Here is a 25,657-nt window from a genome sequence, read left to right as displayed (position 1 = left end):
TTACGCCTCCTTCTCATCATTTGTTGCTTCTTCAGCAGTGGCGGCGCGCTCAGCACGTCGACGCTCCGCAATACTTAGGGTAGGTTCCTTTGACGAGCGGAAACGACCGGCGCCTCGGTATAGGGGTGCTGCCCCCAAGGATTCCGGTGAAAGCCCGGAATGGCGGTGCCCCTCGCCAAAGTATCGTGTATTTGCAAGCAGAGTAAGCGCGGGGTGGGTGAAGAGATACACCACAATCAGGTCTGCGATCGCGGTAAGACCCAAGGTAAATGCGAAGCCCTTCACCGAACCAACCGACACCACGTACAGCACTACTGCCGCCAGAAGGTTCACAGCCTTAGAAGCCAGGATAGTTCGGGACGCGCGCTTCCACCCGTGACTGACAGCCGCCGGTATTGTACGTCCGGCACGAATTTCATCACGAATACGCTCGAAGTACACAATGAAGGAGTCTGCCGTCGCACCAATTGCCACAATCAAACCGGCAACACCCGCCAGGGAGAGGCGATAGTTTAGGGCCCATCCCAAAAGCACAATGGCTTCATACGAGATAATGCCCGCGACCACCAAAGAAGCCATTGTCACAAACCCGAGCAGACGGTACTGGAACAGTGAGTACACAAAGACTAAAAGCAGACCAATCAGACCGGTCAGAATACCCACTTTAAGCTGTTCTGCGCCCAAAGTTGCAGAGATCTGCTGCTCTGATTGAATAGAGAAGCTAATCGGGAGAGCACCGTACTTCAGCTGATCGGCAAGATTCTTAGCTTCCTGCTCTGAGAAGTTACCGGTAATCTGCGGCTTGCCGTCTGCAATAACCGCCTGCGAGACTGGCGATGACAAAACCTTACCGTCGAGCATAATAGCAAAGCGGCTGCGGGGATCGTTCGGGCTCTGACCGCGAATAGCGTTCAGACGAGTCGTCACTTTCTTAAAAGTTTCACGGGCCGAGTCGTTGAACTCAATATTCACGGTCCAGCGACCGGTGTTAATGCCCTGCCCGCTAGTTTCTTGCGAGTGACTTGCCGTCGAAATATCGTTACCGTTGAGTTCTACCGGGCCCAAAATGAATTTCTCGTTGCCATCGGTAGAGCACGCCACGATAGCTTTCTTGGGGTCTGCCGCTTCCGCATCTTCATTATTGCCCGCGGAGCAATCTTTAGCCTCAAACTCTTTATAAAGCTCGGGAGTAATCCAGTTGGTATCTGAACCGTTATCCTCCTGTGGCTCTGCGGTAGGCTTTGGGAGTTTATCGTCAGGAGTGCGTGATTCCTCAGGTACTGCTGTACCGGGCGATGAGGATTGCAGCACCGCGCGGAAGGTCATGTTGGCGGATGCCTGAATAAGCTCACGGGTTTCTGGGCTGATATTTCCAGGAACCGAAACCACAACGTTGTTTCCGGAGCCGAAAGACGTTGTAACTTCTGCCTCCGAAACGCCTGCACCGTCAACGCGCTGACGAATAATTTCAACGGCCTGTTTCAGCTGCTCCTGGCTAACGTTGGTGTCGTTCGACCCGTTCACTTTGGGTGAGAGGATCATCTGGGTACCACCAGATAAATCAAGTGCTAGTTTTGCTCCCCACGACCCACCGGCTTGCGTGGTACCGAAAATACCAGCGGCCATAAGGATCATGAGCAAAACCATCGAGACGAGGGCGCCTCGCGCGGCTGCAAGCGGTGAACGCCTAGCCATATGTGCCCCTTACTAGTTCTATGTTCTAGATATTCTTATGTGCATGAGATAAGGAGCTCCCCCTTTTAGCGGCGAAACTCCTTGACCAGTTATTCTTTGGTCTCTGAAACGTCAGAGCTTGTTTCTTCGGATGCGCCAGCACCTTCGGCAGAATCTTCAGCAGCCGTAATAACCTGCGCAATCGAGTGTGGGTTAATGGTGATGACGGTGCCTTGAGCAATCTCAAGTTTGGCTTTCTGCGCCTCAGCATCAACGGAGACAATTTTGCCGTATAGACCCCCACGTGTCATGACTTCGTCCCCGGGTTTAAGCGAAGCGATCATATCCCGCAGCGCTTGGAACTGACGCTTCTGCCGCCTAAAACTGCTGTAAATTAAAAACCCAGCAAAGACGACGACAAGAATCATCATAAGCGAATTGACGTCCATATGTTTCCTCTCCGTAGGCGCAAGCCCACCGCCGCAGGTTGGTAATTCCTACGGATATTTTGACGTTTTATCTGTGCACTACCTATCCATCCTACGCGAGAGGGTTGTGTTTCCCTACTCGTTTCATGATCTGCGTGTAGATTTTCTCAAGCATTATTCGCCGTTTTGACAATGCTCGGGCACCTTTTATGCGGATAGCTAACGCACCACTTTTAGCTTATACCCCACACAAAGGTATATCCCGACAAAGACAGTGCCTGTACCTAGTCTCCGATCTCGCTGAGCAACAGCGAGTACTAGAGGCTAATTTCAGGTGCCTCAAGCCCCAAATGCTCCCAGGCGGCAGGCAGTGCTACGCGCCCGCGCGGAGTGCGACCAATGAGACCCTCACGCACCAGATAAGGTTCAGCGACAGTTTCTACAGTCTCGGTTTCTTCCCCCACCGCAATAGCAAGAGTTGAAAGACCCACCGGTCCCCCACCGAATTTGTGGATAAGAGACTCTAAAACGGCGCGATCTAGACGGTCGAGGCCGCGCGCATCCACCTCATACATATCAAGGGCGGTCGCGGCATCATGAGAGTTAATATCATGAACATCATTGACGAGCGCCCAGTCTCGCACACGGCGCAGCAAACGGTTTGCAATACGCGGGGTTCCGCGCGAACGACCGGCGATCTCGGCATATCCTTCACTCGTGATACGCATATCCATCAAACCGGCGCTTCGGCGAAGTACAAGTTCTAACTCGGGCACAGAATAGAACTCAAGGTGCCCGGTAAAACCAAAACGGTCACGCAGCGGACCGGGAAGCAGGCCTGCCCGGGTTGTGGCACCCACCAACGTAAATTGAGGAAGCTCAAGTGGAATCGAAGTTGCTCCGGCGCCTTTGCCAACCACAATATCCACACGGAAATCTTCCATCGCCATATAGAGCATTTCTTCTGCTGGGCGGCTCATACGGTGTATTTCGTCAAGAAAAAGTACCTCGCCCGGTGTGAGTGAAGACAGAATCGCAGCCAAATCACCCGAATGTTGAATTGCTGGTCCGGAGGTGATACGAAGCGGTGCCTTCATCTCAGCGGCAATAATCATTGCCAGGGTAGTTTTGCCCAGCCCGGGAGGACCGGAAAGCAACACATGGTCGGCACTGCGCCCACGCATTTTTGAGGCTTCGAGTACAAGGGAAAGCTGCTGACGCACACGCTTTTGCCCTACAAAGTCGTCAAGCGACTTAGGGCGCAGCGCCGCCTCAATCATTTTCTCCTCAGGTTCTTCTTCCATTGCAACCAGACGTTGCCCAGGAACCTGCCCTGGCGCGTATCCGCCGGATGTAGCGTTATCGTATGGATTCTGAGTCACAATATCGTCCTTTATGGAAGAGAACACCAAGTCTTCTTAATCCACGACATAGCGTACCGCTAATGCCGCCCCACCGTATTCTGTGCTCCCAGAGAGGCAAGTACCCCTCGCAGAGCAACGCCCACGGTTTCCTTTTCGGCATCTGGGTTATGCTGCACGTAAGCGTCGATTGCGGCATCTGCGTCTTTTTCGCTCCACCCTAAAGAGGTGAGCGCATCCATAACCTGGGGCTTCCACGCGATGCCCTGGGCGGGAGCGTTTTCTTCGGCCTGACCTTCACTCAAAATGAGTTTACCAGCCAGTTCTAGCACAATGCGCCGCGCACTTTTCGGCCCGATCCCCGGCACTTTGGTAAAGGCTTTATCGTCGCCGGTTGCAACGGCTCGCTCAACCTCGGTGGCAGTATGCACGCTCAAGACGGCAAGGGCGATACGCGGACCAATCCCCGAAACCGAAAGCATCATCTCAAAGACCTCTCGCTCTGCAGGTTCTGCAAACCCGTAGAGAGTCATGGAGTCTTCGCGCACGATCATAGAGGTCAACAAGGTTGCAGTGGATCCCGTGCGCAGATTTGAGAGGGTACGTGCTGTGGCCCGAACGAGCATACCAAACCCATTGACATCAAGAATTGCGCTCTCTAGCCCTACATGGGTTACATGCCCCGTTAACGACGCAATCATCTTTTCCCTCTCTTGTTACCTTGACCCTGCCAACGAGGGTGCCATCATCCAGTATATTAGAATATTTTTCTGAATGTACAGTTTATAGCAATCTTTATCGAAAATATTTCCGATATAAGTTTAGCGTCGTGTCTTTGCCTCAGCTTCAAGCCAGATTCGCTGTGCCGGCGTCAGCTTTGCATGCTGTGCGCGCACGGGGCGTGATCCCTGGTGAGTCTGCGTATTCGCTGACATATTAATGCCAGAACCAATGCCGCCACCGCGCCAACCATGACAGATTGCGATCGCTAAGGCGTCTGCCGCATCAGCAGGCTTAGGAATTTTTTCCAGCCCCAAAATCTTGGTAACCATACGACCGACTGAGGCTTTATCTGCACGCCCCGAGCCGGTAACGGCGGCTTTTACTTCAGAAGGTGTATGAAAGAAGACCGGAATGCCGCGTACTGCTGCGGCAGAAATAACCGCCCCAGAGGCATGGGCCGTACCAATCACCGTATTGACCTGCTCCTGCGCAAAAATGCGTTCAATAGCAAGAGCATCAGGTTGATAGGTATCAAGCCAGGTTTGCGTCACGGTAAAAATCCGCAGAATGCGCTCGTCAAGAGGCTCAGCGGCGGCGGTTCCCGCGATCCCCACATTGATGAAGCTGGCTTTGCGGTTGGCGGTCATGTCAATCATGCTAAGCCCACAGCGGGTAAGCCCCGGATCTACACCCATAATGCGGGTGGCGCCAGCAGAGCGCGGCTCATTGCGAAGAGGATGGTTTTCTTGCGTAGATGCGTTCATGGTCCTCTTTCGTTGTTGCGCTGGCTGCGCTGTGTATATAGTTCATGCCCGAGTGGCTGCGATGCCGGTGTCTGGCACCGCATTGTAACCGTGCTCGGGCATGAGGTTAAAAGGCTTTTACTCTGCCTCTAGCTGTTCCATGACGTCAGCAGAGACGTTGGCGTTAGAGTATACGTTCTGCACGTCGTCGAGTTCTTCGATGGCGTCTGCAAGTTTGAGGAATTTCTTAGCGCCTTCGAGGTCGAGGTCTACCTGCATGGTGGGGCGGAATACGGGGTCGTCGTTGTTGTAATCAAGTTCCGCTTCATCCAGCGCTTTGCGGATTTCAGGCAGGTCAGTGGGAGCGGATACAACCGTGAAGACATCGCCTTCGTCGAGTACTTCTTCGGCGCCTGCGTCAAGCACAGCCATAAGAACATCGTCTTCGGTCAGACCGTCGGTCTTGGTAACTTCGGCAACGCCCTTGCGTTCAAAGAGGAAGGCGACCGAACCTTGATCTGCCATGGTGCCGCCGTTACGGGTGACTGCCAGGCGAACATCTGACGCCGCACGGTTACGGTTGTCGGTAAGGCACTCGATGTAGAGCGCGGTGCCCTGGGGCCCGCGAGCTTCGTATAGGATCTCGGTGTAATCGATGGTTTCACCGGTGAGCCCAGCGCCACGCTTAATAGCGCGGTCAATGTTGTCGTTGGGTACGGAGTTTTTCTTTGCTTTAGAGACGGCTAGATCGAGTGCGGGGTTACCAGAAATATCTGCGCCGCCCATACGAGCCGCAACTTCAATAGCTTTAATGAATTTTGCGAAAGCCTTCGCGCGCTTAGCGTCAATTGCGGCTTTCTTATGCTTTGTAGTGGCCCATTTAGAGTGACCCGACATTCGTATCTCCCTTGTCTCTTCTTCGCCCGTGGCGGCATACTTGCCCTGTTGCCACGTCACAATACTTTTACACTATACCGGTTTCGCGCGGTTCTCGGATAGTTTCATACCTGCGTTTCGCGGGGTGCATACCGTCAAAGTTCTGGTGTGCACCCCGCGGTTTGTTTGGATGTTGTGGCGGGTACCTGCCCTAGCGGGGGCGTTTCATAGCGGATGCGCGCGCTTTTTCGACCATCGAATCATCAATTTTTTCAGGGGTAAACTCCCCATATTTACGTTGTGCTGCCGCCTCAATCAGATAGTCCGAAATCTTCGGGTTCTTCGGCAGAAGCGAACCGTGCAGATAAGTACCCACCACGTTGTGCACGCGAGCGCCTTCGTGATGATCTGTCGAGTTGTTCCCTACGCCTTTGGTCACGGTTGCCAAGGGCTTGCATCCTGCGCCGAGGTAGGTTAGTCCCGAGTGGTTTTCAAATCCCACGATGGTGCCGAATTCTTGTGAGTCTTCAACGATGTTGCCAATCAGACGTTCGTTGCCGCCAACCGTGTAGGCATCAAAGATGTTAATACCTTTGAGGGTTTCGCCTTCGTGGGTGCGGAATTCTTTGCCGAAGAGCTGGTAGAGCCCGCAGATCACGAGCATGGGCATGCCCTCTTCTGCATTCTTTTTGAGCTTGGCTCCTATGGCGTGCAGGTCTTCTTGAATTACGGTTTGTCCGGAGTCTTGGCCGCCGCCTCCGATAATAATATCGACGTCGTCGGGGAAGGTATCTCCGGGGTTGTAGTCGAGAATTTCAACGTCGAACCCGTGGGCGTGTGCGCGGCGTGCCAGCGCTAGGGTGTTTCCCCAGTCCCCGTAGATGTTCATATCTTTGGGGTATAGCTGAAGAATGCGCAGGGTTTTGCCGTTATTGGGGCTTGAAACCGGTTCTCCTGCAATGGTGTGGGTCATTACGAAACCCTTTCGACGTCGGTGAATTTGGTGAGCTCTTCGCGTAGGGCGAGCATTGCGGTGTAGGTACAGAAGATTCGCATGGGCGCGTCACCGCTGGTGGTGATGAATTTCCTGAGGGCTTCGCTGAGATTTTCGTTGACGTCATCCACTCGGACACCGTCGTGTTCGAGGCGCAGCGCCATGTCCCAGGCGCGTACCCCTGAGACCATGTCTACGCCGGTGTCACTCAGCGAGTCGAAGTCTACGTCCCATAGCCATGAGACATCACGGCCGTCTGCGTATTGGTCGTTGATGGTGATCATGGTAGCGTAGTCGTCTGCGCTGGCGCTGGCGAGTGAGAGGCGGAATCCGCTGGGGTTCTTAACAAGCAGAAGCTGCAGCGGGCGGCCATTGATGTTGAGGGTTTCGCCGCGACCGAATGCCGGAGTGATTTTAGCGAGTTCGTCGATAAGGGCTTGTTTGTTGAGTTTTTCGCCCAGAACCGCACGGGTGAGGGCAATGGCACCTGCGGCGTTGTAGATATTGTAAATACCGTAGAGGTTGATGTTTCCTTCGCAGGTTTCACCGGCGAGATCAAAGGTTGCGCTGGTACCTGAGAACGCGGTGAGGGTAACGTCTGCGGAGGGCAGTTCGCCGCGGTTGTTATTGATTCCGGCGCGCATTTCGTCGTCTGAGGGGAAGAAGGAACGCAGCGTTTCGTTGAGCCCAAAGTAGCTGATGTTTGTTCCGGTTTTTACGGATTGCGCAAGCGAGAGGATGCGCGGGTCTTCCCGGTTGAGCACCACAGTATCAGTGGTGGCTTCAGCTACGGTGGAGAGCATGCGGCGGGTTGTGTCAATTTCGCCGAATCGGTCGAGCTGGTCTCGCAGCACGTTCAGTAGCAATGCGTAGTTTGGTTTGACGGCTTTGACGAAGTGAACGGCGTGGGCTTCGTCAAGTTCTAGTACGGCAATGTCTGCGTCGAGTTTGCCGCTAAGATCCATGGCTCCGAGCAGTGCCGCCGCCACACCGCGCACGAAGTTTGATCCAGTGCGGTTGGTGAAGACTTTGAGCCCCTGTGCTTCGAGGAGCTGCACAGCCATTTTGGTGGTGGTTGTTTTGCCGTTGGTTCCCGAAACGACGACGACGCCATAGGGCAGTTTGGCGAGTTCTTCGGCAACAAATCGTGGGTGTAGTTTTTCCATCACGAGACCGGGGAATGCTGAGCCGCCGCCTCGTAGTGTGCTGGCGTAGCGAATGCCCTGTCCGAGAAGGCGAATTAGGGGTTTTGACATGTTCACCATTCTATACCGTTTGTGGTGTATTCCTGTGCGAGGGTTCTTCGCAGCGTAGCATCAGCTATACACCGGGCTGGATACCGCTCCCCTGACTATAAGCACTAAGCATGCGACGAGATTTCCCTGTACGAGTTCCCTCAGAGAGTTTTGAACACGACGACCTAGAAAAGCGAGGTCTGTACCGTGACGGCGCTGAGAGTATCCGTCGGTTCCACCACATAGTTAGCGAGTTCTGCGGTGTTGATCAGCACGGCGGCATCCGGGTCTCCAACGTGAGCGGTCACGAATTTTCCTGCGGCTCCGGTGCAGAAGAAACCGGCTTCGCGAGTTTTGAGGATGCTAGGGAATGCGTCGAGTGGTTCCGGATTTTGCGCACGCAACGCCGCGTAAGGGCGGTTCATTGCCGCGGAGGGAACCCAGGATTCATCTAGGGCGGTAAGCTGCGCTAATAGCCCAGATTCAGTGAGTGCCTCACGCGCACGATCCACAGTATTTTGATGCACTGCCCGCAGTTGAGCCCCGGGCAGCGGCTCAGTCCAGGCCCGGTATTTACTCGCTACCTGTTTGACCTGCGGAATATTGGCGATGCGAGTTACCGCATCCTCAGCTTCACGAATCAGCAGCCCATCGGGCGCCTGGGCTATATAGGTTGCGGTGGCGACAGCCTGCTCATCCAGACGACGCGGTGTTGAGTGTTGCGAGCTGGTGCCGACTTTAGAGCTTCCGTCAGGAAAAGTGGCGATATAAAGCCTGTGGGGTTGCTGTGCGTAGGCGCGCATTCCGGGGGTCAGCGTTCCCGCGTAAAGATGCGCGGTATGCAGAGCCGTGAACTCGTCATGTGCGGCGCAATATTCGCATTGTTTCCCGCTCTCTAGGCGGTTCCCCTGTGGGCACGCTACACGCTGTATCTGCCCGGTTTCTGTATTGCCACGTGTGTATCCGGCGCAGAACTTTTGGAGGTTCCCAGCACCGTCCAGCGCGAGCCGGAGTCCAAGAAACGCACCCGGAGTCACGGGAACGCTCATAACATCGCCGCTGGGTTTTATGCTTGTGCCGCCTGAGGCATCCGCCAACACCACGGGTTCAAGACGCAGAAAAGGCTGCCTTTCACGCCAGTGCACATCACGCCAGATGAGGGCATGTGCGTGTTCGGCTGCTGTGGAAACATTAAAAATTGAGTCCAGCAGGTTGGGGTACCTCATACGTTCAGTGTAACCCTGCCTTTCACACGCGAATAGAGCTGTCGTTTTTCTCTGAGGCTAGTACTCCTCATTCTTGAAGAATTCGTCGCTGCTGAGTGAGACGGAGAGCTTTTTCAAAACTTCGAGTTCTTTGATTTTCCAGCCTTCGCCCTTCACATAGACGAACGTGGCTTTCATTTCTCGGTTCATACCGCGGTTGCGGTAGATTTTGTTGTTTTGCAGGCTTTCCTCGTTATACCAGGCGTAGCGGTTGCGTTTGTAGGAATACGTCACTACCCATTCAGCAGAGTCCCCAGAACCGACTTTTTCCGAGCTTAGAATCTCTACCTTATAGAGTGGGTTCACAGGCCAATATCCCGCCGAGGTCATATCGTCAAACTTCATGGACTCTTCGGGCGTATCCCCGCGGTCTTCGGGGGTGCGGGTGTCAAACGTTGAAGGACGCTCGGTAAATTTATAGTCTTTGGTGAAGAATTGCAGCGACTCTTCATCAGTCATTTCGTGGTTCGTAAGAATCTCATACTCATGGAATTTTGCGAGACGTTTAAGCAACGTTTCTGGCCCTTCAATACCCTGTTCTTTGACTTTAGGGTCGAATTCAGGCTCGTGAACGTTATACGCGGGGTGCTCTTCGGTAGCCGCAACAAATTCTCCGTTGTCATAACGGTTCTGTTCACTAGGTGTCAGGGGTGCTTGTGCGCCGCTGGGCAAGAGTGCAGGCCCGCTGGGCTTGATCTTAGCGGGGGAAGGTTCTGCTGTTGGCGTCGGGTTGCCGCTGGCGTCGTCATAGGAGTTTCGGTTGTCCTCAGAGGCCGTGGAATTTCCGCCGCTGTGGCTCATAGGGGAAGATGCCACGCATCCAGGCGTAGCTAGAATGCAGCCCGTGAGAGCGAGAGATAAGAGGGTACGCTTGTACCCAGCGGCGGATGTTGTCATCAACAAACCAGCTTTCGAGAGTGGTTGGTATGCGGTTAATGTTGAAGCCGGAAGAGCGCTTCAAGCGGTGATGTTGCTATTTCTATCCTGCCACATGCACACGCTAAAAGCATTAATGTACCAGATGATGGTTGAGTGTGGAGGATTTCAAGAGCAATTTTGCGATTAAAGAGCAGGTCACGAGCGTATTTTTACGTCGCGTTAAGACTTCGGAACACTCATGAAGTATACCTGCATACGCGGCTTAACGTGAATGTTTCATAGCCCCTCAAAGTAACATAACTGTCGGAAACGTTCAGGCGGGGCTATGCGGGCATGCGAGCGAACCCGTCCGCGATAATCTGGCGCATGTCATCAAGGGTTCGAGACATAGTTTTTGTATGGGCAATAATGGGCAGAAAATTGGTGTCACCGCTCCAGCGAGGAAGAATATGCTGATGCAGGTGATCGGCTATACCCGCTCCCCCGACTTTGCCCTGATTCATGCCAATATTGAACCCGTCATTATGGGAAACTTCGCGCAAAACCCGCATCGCACGCTGAGTCAGGCGTGCCATTTCGAGAGTTTCTTCCTCACTCGCCTGATCATACAAAGGAATATGGCGGTACGGGCAGATGAGCAAATGCCCCGGGTTATAGGGGTACAGATTGAGCAGAGCGAAGGCGTGCTCTCCACGATAAACAATGAGCGATTCTTCATCGCTGCGCGAAGGAGCCGTGCAGAATGGGCAGGTTTTCTCAGTATGATCCTGCTGCCCACCGCTCACATAAGCGGTACGATGCGGTGTCCAGAGCCGCTGGAACGCATCGGGCACGCCGGGCAGCTCGAAGTCATCGGTGACGTTCGTGTTCTGGGCATTCTGGTTTTCGCTCATACCCCTATTAAACCGTATATTTAACTCCGCGAGCGGCTCACGTGTGCTCTAATCTGAATCACGTCCCAGGCGCACCGCGATCTTCTGACGAATCACCGTGAGCGTCTGCTTAGTCTCTTCCAGCAGTTCCATTGGTTGTTCGGGCTCGTGATCGTCTTCTTCGTTATCAGTGGCAAGATTGCGGTGAGAGGCGAGAAATTCCTGGGTGAGCTCTTCGGGTGGATGATGTACCGTGCCGTCTCCCATACGGATGGCGAGCATCGCCTTAAGCTCGGCGATTTCGGCGTGAAGTGCCTCAATATCGGCTTTCGTTGCGGCGTGATCTTCTTCAGTAACTCCGCTAATTTTTTCGATCACCCAGGTAGCAAGCGCACCGGTAATCACGCCGAACAGACCAACCCCGTAAATCATGACAACCACGGCAATAACCCTACCGGGTACGGTCACGGGGTATACGTCGCCATAGCCCACGGTCGCCAGTGTTGCGAGAGTCCACCAGTACGCCGTCCAGATATCTTTGATGAGGGCACCTGGGGCACCTTGCTCAATGGAGAAGATAGCGAGGGCCGCCATGATCACGAAGATCAGTGTGTACCCGAAGAGTTTAACGGCCAGTTCTGAGAGCAGTTTGTACTGGCGGTTGGCGGTCATGTGGAGCATCGCCAAGAAACTCACAATACGCCAGGCTGGCAGAAGCACAATGGCGAGGTTCATCAGGTTGTGCGTGAAGAAGTAGATGCGCCGGGGCGCCAGATAGAGACGCACACAATAATCGACCGCGAAAAGCGCCCACAGTATCATCTGAAAAATATTGAGGATGCCGTCAAGTGGTGCGCTAATGCGTGTGCTCACAATGGGTGCGGCGTAAGCGACAAGGTATAGGAGCGAGGCAATAAAAAGCGGTTTATCGGTGCGGCGCTCCCATTCGGTGAGTCCTTCTTCGCCGCGGGTAATCTTAGTGCGGCGCTCATTGTGTGGGCGGTCAACTGCGGTATCGGCGGAGGTAGTGCTGTCAGGCTCGGGTACAGTACGGGTGTGTGGTGTTTCTGTACCGTTTGCCTCTGCCATACTGCCCAATCCTTACATGCTCTTCGTTGAAGCAGGTCTGCCGTGAATTGCCGGTTCACGCGCTAACCTTTCTACAGCCATCATATCGGTTTTCTGCAGGTATCTGTGGACGCTGCAAGCCTGATGTTAGGGTCTTCACGAAGCGGGAGCGTTTTCTTCAGTCGGGAGCGCATAAACTGCTCCCGACTGAAGAAAACGCTCCCGGATTTTACCCGTACCGATATAAACGCTCTGTCTGAGAGAGTAGAACTATGAGTTCTTCAATTTCGCAGACAGTCCGTGAACTTGCCGAACCAAAACTGGCGGAGTTCACGGCGAAGCTGATTCCTACGGTTGATCCGGCGCGGATTTTGGGTGTACGCATGCCCGCGCTGCGCAAGCTCGCTAAGAAGCTGCTGCGTGAACATCCGCAGGAAGTCACGGAGTTTAAAGCGGCAGTTCCGCATGATTTTCAGGAAGAAGACCTGCTGCATGTGCTGCTTCTCAACGAGGAACGTGACTTTGCCACCTGGCATGCGGAAATTACTAATTTCTTGCCATATATGACGAACTGGACTCTTACGGGTGCCGTCTCCCCGACCTGCGTGAAGGGCCGCAATGCAGCCAACCTGCCGAAGCTGGAGCGGGCCTGCCTCAACTGGATGCTTGATGATCGCGTGTATGTGCAACGTCTAGGCGTGGTAGTGCTCATGTCACTGTTGGGCACCGAGTATTTCTCACCGGAGCATCTGCGTAAGGAGTACGAGTACTACGGCATTGAGACCTGCGCCGTGGACGGCATGTGCCAGACCCGCTGCCCCGTGAACATTAACACTGGTGACCTGATTCGCCACCTGCGTTCTGAGAACCAGGACAAGCTGGCTGCTACCGGCTGGAAGGTTGCCGCGCAGCAGTGGGGCGTCATGGATAAGGTCGCCGGCAAGGCCCTGACCGTGGCTCAGAAGCTGCCGTTCCCCGTGGTGCACGGCACCACCAACATTGCCCGCAAGGTCATGGGCGACGACACGGTCCCCTCCTACAAGAAGGGCCTGCCGGTCGGTGGCCCGGCACGTAAGCCGCACAAGGACGCAACCGCTGAGATTGTGTTCTTTCTTCCCCGCCTGCGTGAACTCCATGTTCGGCGGCATGGACGGCGACGGCAAGCATGACCCGGTCAACGCAACTCAGGCGTTCATTCGCCTGTGTGAGCGTGCCGGCGTGAAGTACCGCATCCCGGACAATATTGGCGAGATGTGCTGTGCTACCCCGTGGAAGTCGAAGGGCTTCACCGACGGCTACTCGATCATGAGCGACCGCGTGCTGAAGTCCCTGTGGGAGGCCACTGACGGTGGCCGCCTGCCGGTCGTGTGTGACGCTTCGTCCTGTACTGAGGGTCTTGAGGTGATGCGTGAGAAGGTTAATAAGGCGCTTGAGCACAAGATTGTGAACGGCCTGAAGCCGGGCGAGCCGGACTTCTCGCGTCTGCGCATGTACGACGCGGTGCAGTTCGCCGCCGATAACATGCTGGACAAGCTGAGTGTGTCTGCTCCCCTGCCGTCGATTGCTCTGCACCCGACTTGCTCCATGACTCACCTGGGTACTCAGCCTGCGTTTGAGAAGATTGCGAACGCGATGAGTGCCGACGTGTACGTGCCGAAGAACTGGGGTTGCTGTGGTTATGCGGGTGACCGCGGTATGCTGCACCCCGAGCTGACGGCGAGCGCTACGAAGGCGGAGGCTGCGGAGCTGAGCGGACAGAAGCAGTTCGCCGCATACATTTCAGCGAACCGCACCTGCGAGCAGGGTATGACGGAGGCGACCGGCTACAGCTACCAGAACGTGCTGCAGCTGCTGGAACGCACCACCCGCTAATTAGGGTTGAGCGCATAGCAACGGTATAAAGAAGGGACCCGGCGGGCTATCTGATGGATGGCCAGCCGGGTCCCTCTATTATCTATATATACTAATCAGGATTTTTTATTTATATTTTCATAAACACGGGGGACATATTCAATCGGGGAGTTTACCGGAACAGGAAGTGGCTGAACCCAATTGTATAAACCCATCATTCTATCAGGTTTTAAATAGTCAGAAATATCAATTAATTCTGGGTGCTTTCGATTACCATCTATGATGGAATATATTTTCTCCCTTAAGCCCTCATAATAGCATTTCAATTTTTCCTCATTAGAACCATAATCATCCTCCCGCTGAATACGACACGGGAAAAATAAATTGTTTACAATATTCTCGCGTGCAAGACCCTTTATTTTTCTATATTTATCCACATTGTTCGGATTTCGCCCCACATAAAATTCTGTTGCATATTTAACAATCTGCTCATTAATAATCGATATCACCGATTTTTCACCATAAATTTCATCCTCAGTAAAAGCATTTGATATGTCAATGTAACGTACGGGCATCTTTCTTTTATACATAGCAGGAATTTTATATCGAGGTGTAATTTTAATGACGATCTTGGGAGACAGCGGAATCAGATACGCCGGCGCAGTTCTAAACCCATGACAATCATAATAGACACGTGCAGCCATATCACCCATCTTTTCGTCATATCTATAGGGATCCAGATCGCTGGGTAGAGGTGCGATTCCCAAATTTGATAACACAAAACGCCTTTTCTTGTCATATAAAATATCAATTGCATAAAAGTACAAATCATATTTTTCATATCTATCCAACCATAATCCCCTAGTGTACTGAATTGAGTTTTTAGGATCATGAATAACAGCCACACCAGGAATATCGTTGTTTGAAATGTACCTACGCTTATCCCCTTTCCCATCAAGATTTTCATTAATATTTTCCATAATATATTCAGAAGAAATTCGCGACCGAACAAATATTTGGGCAATATAAGGAATAAGTATTTTTTTATAATCCGATTCTATCAGCTCACTTTTATTTTCAAGCTTTTCAATAAATTTGGGAATATTGGTCTCCACTTGCTGAAATCTTTCATCTAGATTTAAAATATCCCGTGAATTATCATCTGGATCAAGCCCAGATTCGTTGCCGTACACGTCAGCGCTAAAATCTGACCTATACTCCCCCCTAATCCAGTTAATATTTTTTGCTTGTACAAGATTTTTCTTCCCGCGACGGATATCGAATTTATAGACTTTCTGCTCTCTCCAATTATTTCCTTCCTTGCCCTTCGTAAACTGACCAATAACACAAGCGGGGATCAGGTGATCCTTCTCGTTCACAATATCTCTCCTTTCAAAGAGGTAGAATAGAATTATCCATGCTGAATATGCAAAAAGTTTAAAGTTTTCCCTTTAAGTCAATCTTAATTTCGGCATCTATTTTTCTTACACAATTTAATTACCCGTTCACATAATTTACTTAATGTCCAATTAGTTAAATTTGAAACCCATCCCTTACGAATGCAACAGAACACAAAATATATAAATAAAAGAATTAAGGCGTAGTAGAGAAAGCTAAATCCAGAGTGTTTCTCTAGGTTCGCAGTTCCGTCATTTAGCAATGCCACAACTGCTGGAACAACCATTATGAGTGCTACCCACAGTGCATACTTTGCAATATTTTCTTGACGCTGATTCGAACTAATCTCTTCAATCTTTCCAGCAGAATCCATTAATTCCTTTAGATTCTGCCCGAAGTGGAGGACTTCCTCTATCTTTTCCATAACAATAAAATGTTGTCCCCCTCGAGGATTCGTCCGCCCCATATCATACATAATATACATTCTATTGATTTTGTCATTAACATCCCTGATAGAGTCTCTATTATCCTCTAGGACATATTTTTGAATCTGATTCAGATAATAACTTACAAGGGAATTCTTCAAAATCGATAGCATGATTGCATCCAAATGGAATGATTCTGCATAACCTTGGAAACAAATTGGCTTGTTCTTATAGCTATCTCCATTAATATCCGGAGCATAATAACAAATACCTTGTGAGCGTACATAGAAACACCAGTCTCCCCTGCCTAATATTTTTAGTGCAGCAGGTCCTTTTTCATTAATCCATTTATCTCGAATATACTCAGAGGGTTTCTTGCCAGTGGCGTAATAGTGTAGCTCTCCCCAAAAATCTTTCTCTTCATCCTCAGTATAATCTCTGGGATTTTTTTTCGGCAAGGATTCAAACGCATCAACTATGCTTAGCCTGTAAACAAATGGCTTTACATTATGTTGCCACATCTGCCTCCTCAAATCATAATTATTGCTATTTTCTATAACATAACCCACCGGAATTATCTTTTCTTCCGATAGATATGCATATATATCTTTCTCTTCAACCTGGATAATTCCTCCTTCTTCTTTAAATAATTCAAGAACCACCAAACCCGGAACTATTCCATCTACACAAATACTCTCTTCTGCAAATAGAACCTGAATTCCTTTAACACTACACTGGTATTGTTTTTCAGCATTAGTTATCGGATTAAATCCTTTTAGGGAATCGCCATAATACCTACGACCACCCTCATATATGAGCTCCCAAACAATCTTAGAAAAGTTTTCCCGCCGAGTATCCGCACTGGAAGGAAATTCTTTATCTGTCTTGTACTCCCTGTATTTAATAGTGGGAGCTCCTGTGACCCAGTTTATCCCCAGATTACCATCATTATTTTCGAATATTTTTAAACTTTCTTTATCAGTAAAAATTGAAGCCAAAATATATGTCTTCACTGTTTCACCCCTTAAATTATTCTTAGGCGTACAAATTTTTTGAATCAAATTCGCTAAATTTTTACATACGTGAATATGCATCTCCTCCTTGAACCTGCAGATAAAATATCTGACGATTGAACATGCCTAACGCGTCCAAATCGTATCCAGACGTCCTTATCCGAATCGTACAATTACCGGCGTTTCCGAACGGTAACGAACATAAGTGCCACCAGTAACATTAGCACAAATCTACACCGCTAGACTAGGAGCAGGTCTTCTCGGCAGAATTCTCAGCCTATGTCTTTAGCTTTCCCTCCCACCCTACCCAATATACTTTCAAAACAGCTGTCTAGTAGCTTATCTCTCTATTAGGACGGAATACATAGAGCCAACGTGTCCAAAATTCAGCTAACTAGCACAAGCCAACGGGGCAGCGCTCCCTGTCCAGATTACAGTTTTCATTCTCTGTAACTAGTCAAAATAAATACACTTTAAATTTCGAAAGATATATATGATTTTGCCAATTCTTTTAGACTGTCCACATGCATAGATTTTCCTTTATTTTCTGATTCATAATGCTTATATAATCCCCTTTCATACATGTTAAGGGTAGCTTCATTATTATTTTCCTGTTCAAGGATTCTTACAATATTTTTAATATCATCTACCACAGATGATATTAAAACGTCTCTATATTTATCGCTTATTTTGGGAAACTCCTCCCAATGATAGATTTCATCTAGAAATTCTCTCCAACGGCCTATAGAACATACATCATTTCCCGTATAAACTTCACAAGTAACCAACCTATATTTTCCTTTTAAGTCATACGTTCCTCCACCACCATTCACAAATGAGGTGCATATATCAAGTTCATCAAATATCCTTGCATTAAAAAATTTTTTCTCATGAACTTTAATGTATTCACGCCTAAATTGAAGATATGTTAAGAAATCAAAAATATTTGGACAAGTAAATATCGCAATCATAAAACCTTCAATCGAAAAAGAGTGAACCCCATAATTATCATCTTTAATGCCACTATCCTTGCACTCCGGCGGAATATACTCCTGGTTATGCACAATAATAGGGACTACATAGTTTACTTCCTTTGTAGGACAAGTTACTTCTATGCCTTGTTCGGTTCTTAAAATTCCAGAATAATTAAGAAGGGTGCTCCTGCGTTTACTTATTTGTTTCCATCCCTCCCCAATTATGTCATTTTCAACATGTTTTATCCCTGCATCTGGGTCATAATAACGCCCTTTATATTTACATTCACCTATAATCAAAATATTGCCACTTGTAACTACAAAATCTACTTCTAAATCAGGTATGGACTCTCCAGATACGTAGCTTGGCCCTGGTAAAATTTTACTGTCTCCCATCATGCTGGCTACCCATTGGACTAATTTTTCAAATGGTTCCCCTTCCTTTCCTTCAGGGGTGGAAATATTGTCCAAAACTGCTTTATATGTACCATAAACAGATTCATGCGGATCAGTCACAACAATAATTTTATCGTTCTTTTTAAGGAACTGTTTTTGAGATAGGTTAAAATAGGCATCGTCGTGATTTAAAAATGTTTCTAAGTCGATATTTCTTCCATTTTTTTCATTTAGCTCATCCAAGGAACATGCCAGCTTATCAACAATTGGCCATGCTAAATCTTTAGGCGTGTAAAAATAAGTATTTTCGCGATCCCTATCAAATAAATCAGACATCGCGGAATCGATATCTTTAATTTTTCTCATTACCTCATTAAAATACCCGCTGTATCGTATAAGATAAGAAGTAAATAAAAATGATATGTATGTAAATCGTATGGCAGTCGGGTTAGTTCTTGAAATCCTGTCCGCCCGCCCAATTGCATCATTTGATTTAATAAAGGAATTATTATTCTCCTGTAGTTTGGAGATTTCCCATCTCTGATGTATAAAAACTTCTAAATCATTTAGATAGTTCATAGCCGTCATTATATGTAATAGTAGTCCTTCTCCATCCTGAGGATTATCAGAAAACCAGTGGCCGCATTCTAAAGGATCCGCTCCATGAACCGCTAGCAGAGTTGCCAACCTCCGCATACTAATTCCGCGGTCTTTTGCGTTTTCATAGCCTTTTTGCCTAGTGAGTTCTAGATAACTGTCAAGTCCACAGTCTATGCATATTGAACCTAACTTATCTCCAATAATTTTTTCGAGATCACCAATGCATTTATCTTTTTCCCCTCTAGCAAATTCAAGTCCCTTATCTTCTCTTTTTATTTTTTTTAAATTTTTAATTTTATTTTGATAATCCAGCGCACTTTGAAATCTTTCGACATACTCAGCGGTATATTTATTGCAGTTAATCCAACCTGCTTCGTGAGAGCTCTTCGAAACCATAAAACACAACTTTAAACCAACCTCCGGTTCTACATGCTAAATCGCTAAAATTAATGCCACATTGACGCCTTTAATAAGATCATCCTCATTGAAAAATTTTATAAATTCTTAAATAGTTAAATAATATATCCTTCACGGACTTGTGGATATTAGAACACCTGACGATTAAACACACACGAGGTGCCTAGACCGCACCCAGACGCCCTTATCCGAATCGTACAATTACCGGCACCTCCGAATGGCAACGAACGTAAGTACCATCATTCACATTAGCACGAAGACACCCGCCCGGACTAGGAAAAACTCCACCACAACACAACTTTCTGTACCCAACCACGCTCCCCCACCCGCGCCTCCTCAAAGCGCATAGAAATCACCCCCTCCGCAGCTTGTCACCGCAAAGGGGGTGGTTTCTATATATGAGTTAGACCAGCAAGCCTAGTATTACTCAGCAGCTTCGGTGCTGGGCTTGGGGTCTTCGTTCACGCGGTTGCGGATATGCTCCACAATACGTGCCACAGCCTCATCCACGGGCACACCGTTCTCCTGCTTGTTACCGCGGAAACGGAACGAAACAGCGCCGTGCTCCGCATCCTCACCGCCAGCAATCAGAATGAACGGAACCTTCTCAGTAGACGCGGTACGAATCTTCTTGGTGAAGCGGTCCGAACCGTAATCCACCTCAACACGTACGCCGTGTGCACGCAGGTTGTCCGCAATCTCAGTCATGTAGTCGTTGAACGCCTCAGCCACCGGCACACCAATAACCTGAACCGGTGACAGCCATGCCGGGAACGCGCCCGCGTAGTGCTCAGTCAGCACGCCCAGGAAGCGCTCGATCGAGCCGAACTTCGCCGAGTGAATCATGACCGGCTCCTGCACGGTGCCGTCAGCTGCCTGGTACTCCAGACCAAACCGGCTGGGCTGGTTGAAGTCGTACTGAACGGTCGACATCTGCCAGGTACGGCCAATCGCGTCCTTCGCCTGAACCGAAATCTTCGGACCGTAGAACGCAGCTCCACCAGGATCCGGGACGAGCTCCAGGCCGGTCTCCTTCGCAACCTGCTCCAGAACGGCGGTAGCCTCTTCCCACTGCTCATCGGTACCGATGAACTTATCCTTCTTATCGCCCTCGGTGTCGCGGGTGGACAGCTCCAGGTAGAAGTCAGTCATGCCGAAGTCCTCAAGCAGGCTCAGCATGAACTTCAGCAGGTGACGCACCTCGTCCGGTGCCTGCTCCTTCGTCACATACGAGTGGGAGTCATCCTGAGTAATCATGCGCACACGAGTCAGACCCTGCAGCACGCCGGACTTCTCGTCACGGTACACGGTGCCGAACTCGAAGAAACGCAGCGGCAGCTCACGGTACGAACGGCCACGAGAACGGTAAATCTCGTTGTGCATCGGACAGTTCATAGCCTTCAGACGGTAATGACCGTTATCCAGCTCCATAGCCGGGAACATGCCGTCCGCATAGTACGGAAGGTGACCGGAAGTGTAGAACAGGTCTTCCTTCGAAATGTGCGGGGTGCTGACGTACTGGAAACCCTCCTGAATGTGGCGGGTGCGCACGTAGTCTTCCATCTCGCGCTTAATCACGCCACCCTTGGGGTGGATGACCGGCAGGCCGGGGCCAATGTTCTTCGGGAAGGAGAACAGGTCCAGTTCACGGCCCAGGCGGCGGTGGTCGCGGCGCTCAGCCTCAGCAATACGGTGCTTATACTCCACCAGCTCATCCTTCGTGGGCCAGGCGGTACCGTAAATACGCTGAAGCATGGGGTTCTTCTCAGAACCGCGCCAATACGCGCCACCGGCACGCATCAGGGCGTAGCCGTTAGCAATCAGCTTGGTGTTCGGCAGGTGCGGGCCGCGGCAGAGATCCTTCCAGACGGTCTCGCCGGTCTTCGGGTGCACGTTGTCGTAAATGGTGATTTCACCCTCGCCGACCTCCACGGATGCGCCCTCGGCAGCATCCGCACCAGAACCGGGGCCCTGGCTCAGGGAGAGCAGCTCCAGCTTGTACGGCTCGTTCGCCATCTCGGCGACAGCCTCGTCGTGGTTGACCACGCGGCGGCGGAACAGCTGGCCGGACTTGATGATCTTAATCATCAACTTCTCGATCTTCTTCAGATCTTCCGGGGTGAAGGGCTCAGCCACATCAAAGTCAAAGTAGAAGCCGTCAGTAATGTACGGGCCAATACCCAGCTTGGCGTCCTTGCGGTATTCCTGCACCGCCTGCGCCATCACGTGCGCAGCGGAGTGGCGCAGCACATTCAAGCCATCGGGTTCGTCAATGAAAACGGGCTCAACAGTATCGCCCTCAGAGAGCTTGTGAGAAAGGTCAACCAGCGTTCCATTCACGCGGGCAACCACAATCTTCGCGTTATCCGCAAAGAGTTCAGCGGCGGTGGCGGCAGTAACTTCGCGCTCCTCACCGGATACGCTGATCATGATGGGTGCTGACAGTTCAGCGGCAGACATGTGTCTCCTTTAGGTTAGGCACGGGGCCTACTCCCCCAGCGTACGGGGCCAGGGTAGGCGCAGCCGCGCGGACTAATCCGCACTGTACAGGTGCACGGACATCACCATTCTACGGCGTTCACAGCAGATTTTCAGGTAGCGGCTCAGGGTGGACACAATATCAACGATAGTTTCCCGTCATAATGCCTCAGTAAAACGTGTATTTCGGCGTGTAAGCCTAGCCAAAGCTAAGCAGACATAACGTGTGCAAAAGCACATACTGGAAGGATAGGAAGAGAACTATGCCTACACCGGTAAGGAGATTATGACCCATGACAGTTGTATCCAATACATCCGAAGCTCTGAACTCCCCCTACACCAACGCCCTTGAGCACATGCTCGCCGAAACCCGCGCGCACGCCCTCGATTCCAGTGTCAAAGAAATTGACAGGCTCGCTATCGCGCACGATGCCTCGCATTACCTGCTGGTACCCGCTGGAATCGTACGCCCCGATTCAGCGGAAGCGGTCGCCGATATTTTCCGCGCCGCCAGTGCCTTCAACCTGCCGCTCACCTTCCGGTCGGGCGGCACGTCTCTATCCGGTCAGGCAAGCGGCGACGGGGTGATGGTCGATACCCGCCGTAACTTCAAGAAAATTGAGGTGCTTGACGGCGGCAAGAGGGTGCGCGTTCAGCCCGGCGCCACAGTGATGGCGGTCAATAATATGCTGGCGCCCTACGGTTATAAGCTCGGGCCTGACCCGGCCTCATGGTCGGCATGCACTATCGGCGGGGTGGTCGCCAATAACTCCTCGGGTATGTCTTCCGGTACCGAGTTCAACACCTACAACACGCTGGAATCTATGGTGTTCGTACTCCCCAGCGGAACCGTTATTGATACTTCTGCGCCCGATGCGGATGCCCGCCTGCGCGCCCTTGAACCCGAGATTCACGAGGGTCTGCTGCGCCTGCGCAAGCGTGTGGTCGAAAACCCCGAGTCGGTTGCGCGCATCCGCCAACAGTACTCCATGAAGAACACCATGGGCTACGGCGTGAACTCTTTGCTGGATTACAGCACACCGGTTGATATTCTGCAGCATCTTCTGATTGGTTCCGAAGGAACACTCGGGTTCGTGGCGTCCGCAACCTACCGCACCTTGCCCATTCATAAATTCGTTTCGACCGGTCTGCTCGTATTCGATAACCTCTTGGATGCTACCCGTTCGGTGCCCGAACTTGTGGCTAACCACCTGGCGACAGTTGAGCTCATGGACGCCACCAGTATTCGCGTAGCACAGCGTACCGGGCAGGCGGCGGAGGCTCTTGCTGCTATTGATGTGCGTGATCATGCGGCTCTGCTTGTGGAATTTCAGGGAAACTCTGAGCAGGAGCTCACCGATCTTGCTGCATCTGCCGCACCCATGTTTGATACCCTCCCAGTGGTTTCGCCAGTCACCATGACCAGCAAACTTTCCGAACGTAACGCGCTCTGGGCTGCACGGCGTGGGCTGTACACCACGGTCGCAGGCAACCGCCCCAGCGGCACGAACGCGCTGCTTGAGGACGTGGTGGTCCCGGTGGACGTGCTCGGTACCACCTGCCGCGATCTGACCGCGCTCTTTGACGCCCACGGCTACCAGGACTCGGTCATTTTCGGGCACGCAAAAGACGGCAATATTCACTTCATGCTCAACGAGCAGTTCCGCGACGCCAAACAGCTTGTGCGGTACCGCGACTTCACCGAAGAAATGGTGCAGCTCATTCTGGAGGCTGACGGCTCGCTCAAGGCAGAGCACGGAACCGGGCGTATTATGGCACCGTTTGTGCGCCGTCAATTCGGTGACGAGCTCTTCGAGGTCATGCGCGAGATTAAACGCCTGATCGACCCGAAGGGTTTCTTGAACCCGGGTGTGGTTCTTGCCGAGGAAGACACCGATTACGCCACCGACCTGAAGGTTGCCGAAACCGTTGAAGAAGAAGTCGATCGGTGTGTGGAATGCGGGTACTGCGAACCGGTGTGCCCGTCTAAGGATTTGACGCTGACCCCGCGCCAGCGCATTGTGCTGCGCCGCGAAATTGCTGCGGCAGAGGCTAACGGTGATACTAAACTTGCCGAACGCCTACGCCAAGAATACGAATACTACGGTGTGGATACCTGCGCGGTAGACGGCATGTGCGTTACGCGCTGCCCGGTACTGATCAACACGGGTGATTTGGTGCGCCGCCTGCGTGCCGAGAACCAGGATGCTCTCGGTGCCGCCGGGTGGAAATTCGCCTCAAAACACTGGGGCACAATCGATAAAGTGGCGGGTAAAGCGCTCACGGCCGCAAAAATGCTGCCGTTCCCGGTGGTACGCGGAGCCACCGATATTGGCCGTAAACTCTTCGGCGAAGACCTGGTGCCCGCCTATAAGAAGGGGCTGTCTGCCGGTGGCGCGCCGCGCGTTCCTCATGCGGAAGCAAACCCCGATATCGTGTTCTTCCCTGCCTGCGTGAACGCCATGTTCGGCGGTGTTGATGGTGAAGGTAAGCACGACCCGGTGAATGCGACCCAGGCGTTTATTCGCCTCTGCGAGCGGGCGGGTGTGAAATACCGGGTTCCCGAAGGTATCGACCAAATGTGCTGTGGCACGCCGTGGAAGTCCAAGGGGTATACAGACGGCTACTCAATTATGAGTGACCGCGTGCTCAAAGCGCTGTGGCAGGCGACCGACGGCGGGCGCATCCCGATTGTGTGTGATGCTTCCTCATGTACTGAGGGCCTTGAGGTGATGCGCGCGAAAGTTGCAGCCGCTGTGGAGCATAAAATCACGCAGGGTTTGGGGGCAGGCGAGGCCGATTACGCTCAGTTGAAGCTTATTGACTCGGTGCAGTTCGCCGCCGATACGCTGCTGCCTAAGCTCACGGTATCGGCTCCCCTGCCGTCGCTGGCGCTGCACCCTACCTGCTCGATGACTCACTTGGGTGTGCAGCCAGCGTTCGAGAAGATTGCAAACGCCATGAGTGAGCAGGTATACGTTCCCAAGAATTGGGGGTGCTGTGGTTACGCGGGTGACCGCGGTATGCTGCACCCCGAGCTTACGCAGAGCGCTACCCGTGCCGAGACCGCTGAGCTAAACGAGCACGAGTTCGCCGCATATGCTTCCTCAAACCGAACCTGTGAGCAGGGTATGACCGAAGCAACCGGACATACCTTCCAGAACGTACTGCAGCTTCTAGAGCGGGCCACTCGGTAAAGCTTTGATCCGTTAAACTGTAGGGCTGTGGGTGCAGCACCGCAAGGTACTGTACCCACAGCCCTATGTTTGTAATGCTTCTTATTTCAACAGCTCAGGAGGCCAGTTTATATTCTGCCTCCTCGGATATACAAAAACGCTATGTCCTGTTTCTAGCGTCAGAGCTAAATCTTCAGGACATAGCGTTTTTAGCGAAATCGCTAATAATCGTGTTGTGCGGTGCGATATAAGAGCAACCCGGAAGTCTTGTTGCCCAAGGTAACCCTTCAGAACTACCTCACTTCTAACATTAGCCTTATCTGTAAGCGAACTTCAAAGATATTCGGAAATTGTAACCAAATCTTTATGTTTAGCGAAAAGTTCAACCTTTTATCAACATTTTGGTAGTGTAATACTAATTTTCACGACAGGGGGTATATGAGACTTTCTCCTGTACAATAAAACAGTTTTTATATGTGAGGTATTACTCTTTATATACTGACAATCTGTTTACATGTTGGGCCAGGTCGGGTGCAACCGACCCTCACTATCCCCCACCCCCACATCATCCAAATGCCACCGCTGACCCGTATACACATCCACCTTACGCAACTGCGGATTCGGATTCCCAACATCAGGCTCCTCAGGATGCCCTGGACACCCTTTCGCTCCCGGGTCCTCAGTGCAGGTCTTGCCCACCGAGTGCACCTCAGACTCCCACACCCGCACCAGTACCGGCTCACTGACCCGAGTGATCTCGGTTCCGAAAAACTGCCACGGCCCACCATCAATACTGTACTGACCCGCATAC

Annotated in this window: 19 protein-coding genes and 1 pseudogene; 3 read left to right on the top strand and 17 right to left on the bottom strand. The window is 51.4% G+C overall.

Translation table 11 applies throughout. From position 1 onward, the window contains the following. From secD to HMPREF2609_RS03170, 12 genes are all read right to left on the bottom strand, one after another. Window positions 1–1,695 carry a protein translocase subunit SecD gene (secD, locus tag HMPREF2609_RS03225; RefSeq protein WP_070535028.1) on the bottom strand — a complete coding sequence of 565 codons (1,695 nt, stop codon included), beginning with the start codon at window positions 1,693–1,695 and terminating at the stop codon, window positions 1–3. A gap of 89 nt (window positions 1,696–1,784) precedes the next feature. Then, window positions 1,785–2,123, bottom strand: a complete 339-nt coding sequence (gene yajC, locus HMPREF2609_RS03220; RefSeq protein WP_048752078.1) for a preprotein translocase subunit YajC — start codon at window positions 2,121–2,123, stop codon at window positions 1,785–1,787. Window positions 2,124–2,419: 296 nt separating this feature from the next. Further along, on the bottom strand, window positions 2,420–3,406 hold the full coding sequence (gene ruvB / locus HMPREF2609_RS03215) for a Holliday junction branch migration DNA helicase RuvB (RefSeq protein WP_210391447.1): 987 nt from the start codon (window positions 3,404–3,406) through the stop codon (window positions 2,420–2,422). Between the two features lie 137 nt (window positions 3,407–3,543). After that, entirely contained in the window at window positions 3,544–4,164 is a 621-nt protein-coding gene (gene ruvA / locus HMPREF2609_RS03210) for a Holliday junction branch migration protein RuvA (RefSeq protein WP_070535023.1), read from the bottom strand. 120 nt (window positions 4,165–4,284) lie between these two features. Next, window positions 4,285–4,950 (bottom strand): crossover junction endodeoxyribonuclease RuvC, encoded by a 666-nt coding sequence (gene ruvC / locus HMPREF2609_RS03205; protein WP_013399139.1) that lies wholly within the window; start codon window positions 4,948–4,950, stop codon window positions 4,285–4,287. Between the two features lie 117 nt (window positions 4,951–5,067). Next, window positions 5,068–5,826, bottom strand: a complete 759-nt coding sequence (locus tag HMPREF2609_RS03200; protein WP_041321796.1) for a YebC/PmpR family DNA-binding transcriptional regulator — start codon at window positions 5,824–5,826, stop codon at window positions 5,068–5,070. A gap of 190 nt (window positions 5,827–6,016) precedes the next feature. Next, window positions 6,017–6,778, bottom strand: a complete 762-nt coding sequence (locus HMPREF2609_RS03195; RefSeq protein ID WP_070535021.1) for a type 1 glutamine amidotransferase — start codon at window positions 6,776–6,778, stop codon at window positions 6,017–6,019. Beyond that, window positions 6,778–8,064 (bottom strand): Mur ligase family protein, encoded by a 1,287-nt coding sequence (locus HMPREF2609_RS03190; protein ID WP_004004766.1) that lies wholly within the window; start codon window positions 8,062–8,064, stop codon window positions 6,778–6,780. The genes HMPREF2609_RS03195 and HMPREF2609_RS03190 overlap by 1 nt, the downstream gene beginning before the upstream one ends. Before the next feature lie 155 nt (window positions 8,065–8,219). Further along, on the bottom strand, window positions 8,220–9,260 hold the full coding sequence (locus HMPREF2609_RS03185; RefSeq protein ID WP_070535019.1) for a DUF2797 domain-containing protein: 1,041 nt from the start codon (window positions 9,258–9,260) through the stop codon (window positions 8,220–8,222). Between the two features lie 57 nt (window positions 9,261–9,317). Continuing rightward, entirely contained in the window at window positions 9,318–10,115 is a 798-nt protein-coding gene (locus HMPREF2609_RS03180; RefSeq protein ID WP_239661858.1) for a DUF6318 family protein, read from the bottom strand. Between the two features lie 386 nt (window positions 10,116–10,501). Further along, the gene (locus HMPREF2609_RS03175; RefSeq protein ID WP_070535017.1) at window positions 10,502–11,071 is read right to left on the bottom strand and encodes an HIT family protein; all 570 of its coding nucleotides are present in this window, start codon (window positions 11,069–11,071) and stop codon (window positions 10,502–10,504) included. Window positions 11,072–11,119: 48 nt separating this feature from the next. Further along, window positions 11,120–12,139: a potassium channel family protein gene (locus HMPREF2609_RS03170; protein ID WP_070450395.1), complete on the bottom strand. Its 1,020-nt coding sequence runs from the start codon at window positions 12,137–12,139 to the stop codon at window positions 11,120–11,122. A gap of 251 nt (window positions 12,140–12,390) precedes the next feature. Here HMPREF2609_RS03170 and HMPREF2609_RS11095 point away from each other — a divergent pair, with 251 nt between their 5' ends. Together HMPREF2609_RS11095 and HMPREF2609_RS10520 are read left to right on the top strand one after the other, a co-directional pair. Next, a complete protein-coding gene (locus HMPREF2609_RS11095) occupies window positions 12,391–13,287 on the top strand; it encodes a DNA alkylation repair protein (RefSeq protein ID WP_246825552.1) in 897 nt (298 codons plus the stop codon). Continuing rightward, complete coding sequence (locus tag HMPREF2609_RS10520) at window positions 13,220–13,990, top strand: heterodisulfide reductase-related iron-sulfur binding cluster (protein ID WP_246825551.1); 771 nt, start codon at window positions 13,220–13,222, stop codon at window positions 13,988–13,990. Before HMPREF2609_RS11095 ends, HMPREF2609_RS10520 begins: the two co-directional genes overlap by 68 nt. Before the next feature lie 95 nt (window positions 13,991–14,085). Here HMPREF2609_RS10520 and HMPREF2609_RS03160 read toward each other — a convergent pair whose 3' ends face one another. From HMPREF2609_RS03160 to thrS, 4 genes are all read right to left on the bottom strand, one after another. After that, entirely contained in the window at window positions 14,086–15,348 is a 1,263-nt protein-coding gene (locus HMPREF2609_RS03160) for a DUF4238 domain-containing protein (protein ID WP_070535014.1), read from the bottom strand. A gap of 83 nt (window positions 15,349–15,431) precedes the next feature. Beyond that, on the bottom strand, window positions 15,432–16,886 hold the full coding sequence (locus HMPREF2609_RS03155; RefSeq protein ID WP_070535011.1) for a hypothetical protein: 1,455 nt from the start codon (window positions 16,884–16,886) through the stop codon (window positions 15,432–15,434). 392 nt (window positions 16,887–17,278) lie between these two features. Next, on the bottom strand, window positions 17,279–19,171 hold the full coding sequence (locus tag HMPREF2609_RS03150; protein WP_070535009.1) for a hypothetical protein: 1,893 nt from the start codon (window positions 19,169–19,171) through the stop codon (window positions 17,279–17,281). Window positions 19,172–19,615: 444 nt separating this feature from the next. After that, window positions 19,616–21,652: a threonine--tRNA ligase gene (gene thrS, locus HMPREF2609_RS03145; RefSeq protein WP_070535007.1), complete on the bottom strand. Its 2,037-nt coding sequence runs from the start codon at window positions 21,650–21,652 to the stop codon at window positions 19,616–19,618. Window positions 21,653–21,963: 311 nt separating this feature from the next. On the opposite strand from thrS, the gene HMPREF2609_RS03140 reads away from it, so the two are divergent. Next, the gene (locus tag HMPREF2609_RS03140; protein ID WP_070535005.1) at window positions 21,964–24,867 is read left to right on the top strand and encodes an FAD-binding and (Fe-S)-binding domain-containing protein; all 2,904 of its coding nucleotides are present in this window, start codon (window positions 21,964–21,966) and stop codon (window positions 24,865–24,867) included. 489 nt (window positions 24,868–25,356) lie between these two features. Here the strand turns inward: HMPREF2609_RS03140 and HMPREF2609_RS11090 are convergent. Next, window positions 25,357–25,657 (bottom strand): annotated as a pseudogene (locus HMPREF2609_RS11090) (hypothetical protein); the annotation flags it as partial.

The sequence above is a fragment of the Rothia sp. HMSC058E10 genome (assembly GCF_001809415.1).
In the GTDB taxonomy this organism is placed as follows: Bacteria; Actinomycetota; Actinomycetes; order Actinomycetales; family Micrococcaceae; genus Rothia; species Rothia dentocariosa.
Note: the sequence above shows the minus strand (reverse complement) of the source record. Positions and strands in the feature narration are given on the sequence as shown.